This window comes from Actinoallomurus acaciae, assembly GCF_042429965.1.
GTDB lineage: Bacteria > Actinomycetota > Actinomycetes > Streptosporangiales > Streptosporangiaceae > Actinoallomurus > Actinoallomurus acaciae.
On the sequence record NZ_JBHLZP010000400.1, the window covers coordinates 1 to 7,386 of the forward strand.

Here is a 7,386-nt window from a genome sequence, read left to right on the forward strand (position 1 = left end):
GGCCCCCCGCCGCCCGGAGCGGTTCCCCCGCCGCGGTCGGGCGGCAGGCCGGCCATCACGCTCAATCAGACCTTCGGCGACGGCAACACCGCGTTCGTCGTCTCGGGCAGCGGCTTCGCCCCCGGCCGGAAGGTGACGATCCGGCTCGACACGAGGCCCGCGTCCCCGTACACGCCCGTGGTCGACTTCGGCGGGGCGTTCAACTACGCCGTCAACCAGAGCCATGAGTTCTTCCCCGGGAAGATCCCGCCCGGTGCCCACCGCGTCACGGTGACCGTGGGCGGCCTGAGCCGTCAGATGGCCGCGGCGTTCACCGTGAACAGCCTGTGAGCCGCCCGGTTCCAGGAAACGCCGGACTTCACTACGTACGGTCCCACCAGAGATCCTCCTGTCGAGAACACCATGACGGGTCGCTCAGACGGCCCAGATCGCCGAACGTGATGATCGCGTGCTCGATGAGCACGCCGACGACCACCTCGTCCGAGAGCCGGGTTCCGCTCCGTACGAGCCCCCGGATATTGATTTTGCGCCGCAACACCTTCACGTGCTCCCCGACACGCGCGGCGAGCCGGTCACGGAACACCGGATCGTTGTCGAACCGCTCGAGCTGGTGGTGGGCGTCGGTCACCTCCAGCGCGGCACGGGCGATCTCCGGTATGCGCGGCAGCGGCGTCGTACGTGTCGGATCGATCAGCCACGGCCGGCACCACAGCAGCGCGACCAGGAACAACTTGGTGTTCGGATCCAGGTACAGCGGGAGCAGCGTCGAGTCCTCGTCCGGCCGCATCGGCCGGTCGCCGGGCGACCCGATCGGCCCGCTCGCCGCCGGCATGATCGTCACTCGCAGTGGCTGGCCGTCGTCGAGCATGGCCCGTGACCCCACGAGCGTCGTGCCGGCCCGCATGAACCAGCCGCCGGCCGGGTCGCCCGGCGTCTCCATCGGCGGCAGCCGGATCTGGTAGCCGTCGGTCTCGGCGTACAACGCGTGGGTGTGGCTGAGGTTGGCCACCCACGCGCCGCCGCGTACCCCACCGATCATTCCGGCGCGGCGGGACAGCCCCCGGTCGGCGGCGATCACCAGGTCCGCGTCGGGCCCCCGCCCGAACACGAGACGCCGGTTCTCCACGACCTCCACGGCGGTACCGGACGACGAGACGACGCGCGCCACCACGGGCGCCACCACGGGCGGCGTGGCCTCCGCCGTCATGACCGTCCGGTCCCGCCCGGCCGCACCCTGCTCATGAGGCCTCCTTCGCCGGAGGAGGGACCGGGAGCGCGTGCTCGTCGACTCGCTCGCTCATGGCCGCCGAGTGTAGAGCGGATGCTCACCGGGCGGACATCCCGGAATCCGGGGATGGCCGTACGCCGGGATCCGCGCTTGGCTTCGGGTACGGCAGGAGGCTCGGCCGACCTGCCCGCCTGACGTACCGAAGGTGCCGACCAGGCCCGGATCCACCGGGGCTGTCCGGAGGGGCGGCACCGTCCGGGCCGATCCGGGACATGTGTGGGGGGTGTCCCGGATCGGCCCGGACCTTGACCGGCGTCCGACCGGGTCCACGGCATCATCCGGCCTTCCCTCCGCATCCGACGGAGAGCCATGAACGAGCTGAAGAGCTTCAGCAGTGACGAGTACCTCGCCCTGACGCTGATGACGGTGTGGGCCCTGTCCACCGGCCGCGTCATGCCGGACGGGCCGCCATGGCTCCTCACCGAGGACGAACTGATCGACTTCTGGGCCGAGTGACGGATCGGCGGTGCGGGCGTCCGGCGCGTCCCGCGTTAGAGTCTCGTTCGGAGATTAGGGCGCTGCGCCGAGGAGAGGGACCGCGAGATGAGCGGCTGGATGGAGAACGCGTCCGGCGAACCTCCGGCGGATATGAGGGCCGACCCCGGCATTCCGAGCGTCGCACGGATGTATGACTATTTCCTCGGCGGCAAGGACAACTTCGCCTCCGACCGGAAGGCGGCCGGGGAGGTCACCCGGGCGCTTCCCGGCGTGGCCGACGTCGCACGGGCGAACCGCCTGTTCCTGCGGCGCGCCGTGCGCCACGTCGCCGGCCGGGGCGTCGGCCAGTTCCTCGACCTGGGCGCGGGCCTGCCGACGCAGGGCAACGTGCACGAGATCGCCCGGTCGGTGAACCCGGACGCCCGGGTCGTGTACGTCGACAACGATCCCGTCGTCGCCGCGCACGGGCGTGCCCTGCTCGGCCGCGACGAGGGCACCGCCGTCGTCGCGGCCGACCTGCGCGATCCGGAGAGCGTGCTCGGCGCCCCCGAGGTCGCCGAGCTGATCGACTTCGACCGGCCGGTGTGCGTGCTGTTCGTCGCCGTGCTGCACTTCCTCGCCGACGAGGAGGACCCGGCCGGCCTGCTCGCGCGGTACCGCGACGCCGTGCCACCGGGCAGCCACGTCATCGTCTCCCACGCCGCGATCGAGGAGCGGCGCAACGCGGGCGTGAGCGACGCCTACCGCTCCGCGAGCGCCCCGTTCTCGGCCCGCACGCGCGAGCAGGTGACCGCGTTCCTGGACGGCCTGACGATCGTCGAGCCCGGAGTCGTCCGGCTGCACGAATGGCGCCCGGAGGGCGGCGAGTACGTCACCGACGCCGGCTGGACCGCGGTCGCCCGCAAGTGAGGGCGGAGGCCGCCGTCACAGGTCGAGCAGGAAGTCGCGTACGGCGGCTCCGACCTCGTACGGGGAGTCCTCCTGGACGTAATGGCTTCCCCTGACGGTCACCTCGCGCTGGTTCGGCCAGGTCCGGGCGAACTCCGCGGCGCGTCCGACGAGCATCGCGCCGGGCTCGGCCGCGACGAAGAGCTTGGGGATCGGGCTGGTGGCCAGCCACCGGCCGTAGTCCTCGACGATCTCGACGACGTCGGCGGGGGTGCCGCCGATCGGCAGTTCACGCGGGAAGACCAGCGTCGGCAGGCGTGACTCCGGGGTCGGGAACGGCGCCCGGTAGGCCGCCATCGTCGCGTCGTCCAGCGTTCGCAGGACGCTCTTGGGCAGGACCGTCTCGACGAAGAAGTTCCGCTCCAGCACGAGGTCCTCGCCCTGCTCGGAGCGCATCGCGCGGAAGAGCCGGTCGCGTCCGGCGGGAAAGTCCGACCAGTCGCGAGGCCGCACGATCGCCTCCATGTAGGCGATCGCCTTGATCCGTTCGGGGTGCCTGCGGGCCCAGTGGAAGCCGAGTGCGGAGCCCCAGTCGTGGACGACCAGCGTGACGTTCCGGGTCAGGCCGAGGGCCTCGAACCAGGCGTCAAGGTGGCGGACGTGGTCGGCGAAGCGGTACCGCCCGTCCGGGGCGGGGCCCGACCGGCCCATGCCGACCAGGTCCGGCGCCAGGCACCGGAAGTGGTCGGCGAGGAGCGGGATGACGTTCCGCCACAGGTAGGAGGAGGTGGGGTTGCCGTGCAGGAACACGATGGGGTCACCGCTGCCCGTGTCCACGTGGCTGATGTGCGTCCCGGGAATGCCCGTCCGCCTCCTCGGCAGAGCGTCGGTGCTGGGGACGTCGTGGCGCTGCATGGGGGCCTCCTTCATGCGGATGGGCCGAGCACCGTGGCGAACGTGATGCGGCGGAAGCGCCGGAGCGCCTCGGGGCTGCGGTCGACCTTCATGCGAAGGATCGCGCCCTGCCAGGAGGCGAGCAGGAAGTCCGCCAGGTCGAGGGCCGGCACCTCAAGCCGGATCTGGCCCGCGGCGTCGGCCTCTCGCAGGCATCGGGCGAACGGCTCCCGCCACTGGGCGAATATCTCGGCGAGCCGGCCGCGGATCGCCTCGCTGTGCTCGGCCGCCTCGAGGCTCATGTTCCCGATCAGGCAGCCGTGCTGCCAGCCGCGGTCCTCGAGCCGTTCCGAAATGGCGTCGAAGTAGGCCCGGAGGCGGTCCAGCGGCGGTCGGCCGGCGTCCTCCAGCGTCGCGTCGACGACGGTGAGCAGGTCCGCGAAGTAGCGGTCGACGATCTCGAGCCCGAAGGCCTCCTTGGAGGCGAAGTGATTGGTGAAGGACCCCTGCGGGACCCCGGCGGCACTGGTGATCTCGCGTACGCCCGCGCCGGTGAAGCCGCGCCGGCGCACCACCTCAAGGCCTTCGCTCAGGATCCGGTCTTTGTTCGATGCCCTGGCCATCGGTTCAATATGTACGAACGTATTGCTCCGGTCAAGCCCACCCTCAGATCACGGCCTGGTCGCCGACCATGAGACTCCTGGCCGACATGCCCGCGACGTCCTTGTAGCGGCGGGAGATCGCGGCCAGTTCCTCGTGGCTGATGACGTCCTCGACGCGCTCGAAGGGCCGGTCGCCCGTACGGTCCCGGACCTCGCGGATGATCACGTCCGGCGGGGTGCGGCGGTTGGTGAGCACCACCGCGGTCGTGGCGGGGCGGCGCTGGTCCTCGTACGCGCGGAAGGCCGCCGCGACGTCGCCCGTACCGGCCAGGACCGTGCTCAGCGCCTTCGCGTCGAGGATCGCCTGGCCCGCGCCGTTCGAGCCGCGCGGCACCATCGGGTGCGCCGCGTCGCCGAGGAGCGTGACCCGGCCGAACGTCCAGCGGTCCAGGGGCTCCTGGTCGACCATCGGGTACTCCAGCATCGCTCCGCTGGACCGCAGCAGCGCCGGCACGTCCAGCCAGTCGAAGTGCCAGTCCTCGTACGCGCCGATGAAGTCGTTCAGGTCGCCCCGGCGGTTCCAGTCGCGCGTGAGATGGTGCGGCGTCTCGATCTCGGCCACCCAGTTGATCAACTGGCCGCCGGCTCCGTCGACGTCGTCGCGGATCGGGTACACGACGAGCTTGCCGCGGTCCAGCCAGCCGATGCGGACCATGCTGGCGCCGGACAGGAAGGGCCGGCCGATCGCGGTGCCGCGCCACATGTTGACGCCCGAGTAGCGCGGCTCGCCCTCTCCGGGGTGGAACTGCCGCCGGATGACGGAGTGGACGCCGTCGCAGGCGACCACTCCGCCGGCGCGCACGCGGGGGAGCGGGGCGTCGCCGGTCGTCGTACGGAAGGTCAGGTACGCCCCGTCCTCGTCCTGCGCGACGCCCGTGCAGCGGTGGTCCACCGCGACGGCGCCGGGCCCGAGCCGGTCGCGTACGGCGGCCAGGAGCACAGCGTGCAGGCGGCCCCGGTGGATGGAGTACTGCGGATGGCGGTAGCCGGCCGCCCGGCCGCTCGGTTCGCGGTAGATGAGCTGGCCGAACCGGTTGAAGAAGACCGATTCCGCGGTGAGCACGGCCTCCGCGGTCAGCGCCTTCTCGAGCCCGAGCCCGCCGAGCACCTCCGACGCGTGCGGCAGGATGTTGATCCCCACGCCGAGCGGCTTGATCTCCGGTACGGCCTCGTACAACCGGCAGGGCACGCCCTCCTCGTGCAGCCTGAGCGCCAGGACGAGTCCGGCGATTCCCGCTCCGACGATGGCGATGTCCATACTGGGCGACTCCTCGTGTCGGTGAGCTCCGGCGGGGTGCTCCGCGACGCGATCATGTCACCGCCGCGTTGTGGCGTGAAGGCGCCGATCTCCTCTCGCTCAGGACCCCGTCCGCCGGATCTCCAGCGGTGTCCGGCCGAACTCGCCGCGGAAGGCACGGCTGAGGTGACCGGGTTCGGTCATGCCCCAGCGGGCGGCGATGGCCGCGATCGTCCGGTTGGCGAATGCGGGGTCGGTCAGGTCGCGGCGGATGTGGTGGAGCCGTTCGCGCCGGACCCAGGCACCGAAGGCGACATCGCGGTCACGAAGGAGTTTGTGCAGGTAGCGCGCTGAGATGCCGTGCCGTCGGGCGACCGTCTCGGCGGAGAGCCCGGGATCGGAGAGGTTGGCCGCCGCGTACGCGAGGATGCGATCGGCGAGGTCGCAGGTGTCGGCGCGTTCGAGCGTGGTGTCGTTGAAGGCCGAGATGATCAGTGAGACGAGGGCGTCGGAGAGGCGGAGGCCGTTCGGTCCGGACAGGGTGCCGACGTCGCGGCCGAGGCCGTACAGGAAGGCCGCGATCACCGCCTGGACGCCTCGGTCGCCCGGCAGCGCGACGGCCGTACGCCGGCCGATCAGGTCGGCGCTGGGGCCCAGCATCGCCCGTGGGATGCCGACGACCACGATGTCGCACACGTCCGTGCCGATCAGCCGATACGGCCGAGAGGTCTCGTACGCGACCAGGTCACCGGGCCGGACCCGGCACTGACGGTCGTCCTGCGTGACGATCATCGAGCCGCTGAGGTGGAGGGTCACCTTCAGCAGCTCCGGGTCGGTGGACGACACGCACCGGGCGTCCCGGTTCACCATCGCGGGCGTGCTCGTGATCCGCGCGACGACCACCGGCCCCATCCGCGCGCTGTCGACACCTGCTTCGAAGCGCCTCTCCGCCGGTGTCTCGATCTTCAGCGGCACGAAGATCGACGAGGCGGCCTTCCGGAGCTCCTCGGGATCTTCCAGAACAGTCGCGGCTGCACCGACACGCATGACCAGGCTCCTTGTTTCTCCATCGCGGGCGGTCGTGGAGCGGGGCTTCCCTTCATAGCGCCCGCGTTCGTCCCGCATGCCGGGCTGGGACGAGGATGGGACGCGCCGAGGATCGCTTCGACGGTGAAACGCGCAGGTCACCGGCACGCCGCACCCTGCGCCGGGGCGACGGGATGAGACGGGCTGGGACGCCTCGTGGACGTGTGCGCCCGGCGACCGCGCCGCCCGGGCCGGGACCCCGGCGACCGCCGGGGTCCGGTCATCGCCTCGGGCGTCGCGTCGCCCGGGCGGCGTAATGCCAGGTCGGCCGCTGGGCGATCCATGGCACACTGATACATGGCCGTCGGTGAGCGCGGAGGTGACATGGCTGGCGAAGGGCGTCGTGCCGCGGGCGCGCTCGAGGCCGAGGTCATGACCGTCCTTCAACGCGCCGGGCGGCCGCTGAACGCCGCCGACGTCCAGTCCCTGCTGGCCGACGACCTCGCCTACACGACCGTGGTGACGATCCTGAGCCGGATGCACGCCAAGGGTCTGCTGACGCGCGAGAAGGACGGCCGATCGTTCCGCTACGCGCCGGTCAGCGACGAGCCGGGCCTGGTCGCCCGGCGCATGCACCGGACCATGGCGGCCGAGCCCGACCACCAAGCGGTCCTCGCCCGTTTCGTCGACTCTCTGTCCGACCAGGACGAACAGTTGCTGCGCGACCTGCTGGACGGTCGCTGACCATGGACGTCGACGCCTACCTGCCGTTCGTGTTCCCGGCGGTCGCCGCGGTGGCCGCCCGCCCGCTCGCCGAGCGTCTCCCGCCCCGTACGGCGTCCTGGGTGCTCACCGTCCTCGCGGCCGGGCTGGCGATCGCCTCCCTGGTCCCGCTCCTCGCGCTGGCCGCGGACGCTGTGGTCGCCGCGCTGGTGTTCGCCGCCGCGATGATC

The 7,386-nt window shown here is 71.6% G+C and carries 10 protein-coding genes; 5 read left to right on the forward strand and 5 right to left on the reverse strand.

Annotated features, from left to right (window positions below; genetic code table 11):
• Nucleotides 1-330 (forward strand): hypothetical protein (locus ACFFNX_RS36105; RefSeq protein ID WP_378210485.1); only part of this gene is annotated, 330 nt, incomplete at its 5' end.
• Between the two features lie 31 nt (nt 331-361).
• Here the strand turns inward: ACFFNX_RS36105 and ACFFNX_RS36110 are convergent.
• On the reverse strand, nt 362-1,207 hold the full coding sequence (locus ACFFNX_RS36110; RefSeq protein WP_378210487.1) for a hypothetical protein: 846 nt from the start codon (nt 1,205-1,207) through the stop codon (nt 362-364).
• Nucleotides 1,208-1,597: 390 nt separating this feature from the next.
• Between ACFFNX_RS36110 and ACFFNX_RS36115 the strand changes: the two genes are divergently transcribed.
• Both ACFFNX_RS36115 and ACFFNX_RS36120 read left to right on the forward strand, forming a co-directional pair.
• The gene (locus ACFFNX_RS36115; RefSeq protein WP_378210489.1) at nt 1,598-1,744 is read left to right on the forward strand and encodes a hypothetical protein; all 147 of its coding nucleotides are present in this window, start codon (nt 1,598-1,600) and stop codon (nt 1,742-1,744) included.
• Between the two features lie 87 nt (nt 1,745-1,831).
• Nucleotides 1,832-2,635, forward strand: a complete 804-nt coding sequence (locus ACFFNX_RS36120) for an SAM-dependent methyltransferase (RefSeq protein WP_378210490.1) — start codon at nt 1,832-1,834, stop codon at nt 2,633-2,635.
• 15 nt (nt 2,636-2,650) lie between these two features.
• On the opposite strand, the gene ACFFNX_RS36125 is transcribed toward ACFFNX_RS36120, so the two are convergent.
• From ACFFNX_RS36125 to ACFFNX_RS36140, 4 genes are all read right to left on the reverse strand, one after another.
• Entirely contained in the window at nt 2,651-3,529 is an 879-nt protein-coding gene (locus ACFFNX_RS36125) for a haloalkane dehalogenase (RefSeq protein ID WP_378210491.1), read from the reverse strand.
• Between the two features lie 11 nt (nt 3,530-3,540).
• Nucleotides 3,541-4,131 (reverse strand): TetR/AcrR family transcriptional regulator, encoded by a 591-nt coding sequence (locus tag ACFFNX_RS36130; RefSeq protein ID WP_378210492.1) that lies wholly within the window; start codon nt 4,129-4,131, stop codon nt 3,541-3,543.
• Between the two features lie 43 nt (nt 4,132-4,174).
• A complete protein-coding gene (locus ACFFNX_RS36135) occupies nt 4,175-5,428 on the reverse strand; it encodes a flavin-dependent oxidoreductase (protein ID WP_378210494.1) in 1,254 nt (417 codons plus the stop codon).
• Nucleotides 5,429-5,527: 99 nt separating this feature from the next.
• Entirely contained in the window at nt 5,528-6,454 is a 927-nt protein-coding gene (locus ACFFNX_RS36140) for an AraC-like ligand-binding domain-containing protein (protein WP_378210495.1), read from the reverse strand.
• A 363-nt stretch (nt 6,455-6,817) separates the two neighbouring features.
• Here ACFFNX_RS36140 and ACFFNX_RS36145 point away from each other — a divergent pair, with 363 nt between their 5' ends.
• On the forward strand, nt 6,818-7,177 hold the full coding sequence (locus ACFFNX_RS36145; protein WP_378210497.1) for a BlaI/MecI/CopY family transcriptional regulator: 360 nt from the start codon (nt 6,818-6,820) through the stop codon (nt 7,175-7,177).
• Between the two features lie 2 nt (nt 7,178-7,179).
• A partial coding sequence (locus ACFFNX_RS36150) for a hypothetical protein (RefSeq protein ID WP_378210498.1) occupies nt 7,180-7,386 on the forward strand: 207 nt, incomplete at its 3' end.

Bases quoted from the DNA above. Each gene is read 5' to 3' on its own strand.
- ACFFNX_RS36125 (WP_378210491.1), bottom strand. From the start codon at position 3,529: ATGCAGCGCCACGACGTCCCCAGCACCGACGCTCTGCCGAGGAGGCGG.
- ACFFNX_RS36115 (WP_378210489.1), top strand. From the start codon at position 1,598: ATGAACGAGCTGAAGAGCTTCAGCAGTGACGAGTACCTCGCCCTGACG.
- ACFFNX_RS36145 (WP_378210497.1), top strand. From the start codon at position 6,818: ATGGCTGGCGAAGGGCGTCGTGCCGCGGGCGCGCTCGAGGCCGAGGTC.
- ACFFNX_RS36110 (WP_378210487.1), bottom strand. From the start codon at position 1,207: ATGACGGCGGAGGCCACGCCGCCCGTGGTGGCGCCCGTGGTGGCGCGC.
- ACFFNX_RS36120 (WP_378210490.1), top strand. From the start codon at position 1,832: ATGAGCGGCTGGATGGAGAACGCGTCCGGCGAACCTCCGGCGGATATG.
- ACFFNX_RS36135 (WP_378210494.1), bottom strand. From the start codon at position 5,428: ATGGACATCGCCATCGTCGGAGCGGGAATCGCCGGACTCGTCCTGGCG.
- ACFFNX_RS36140 (WP_378210495.1), bottom strand. From the start codon at position 6,454: ATGCGTGTCGGTGCAGCCGCGACTGTTCTGGAAGATCCCGAGGAGCTC.
- ACFFNX_RS36130 (WP_378210492.1), bottom strand. From the start codon at position 4,131: ATGGCCAGGGCATCGAACAAAGACCGGATCCTGAGCGAAGGCCTTGAG.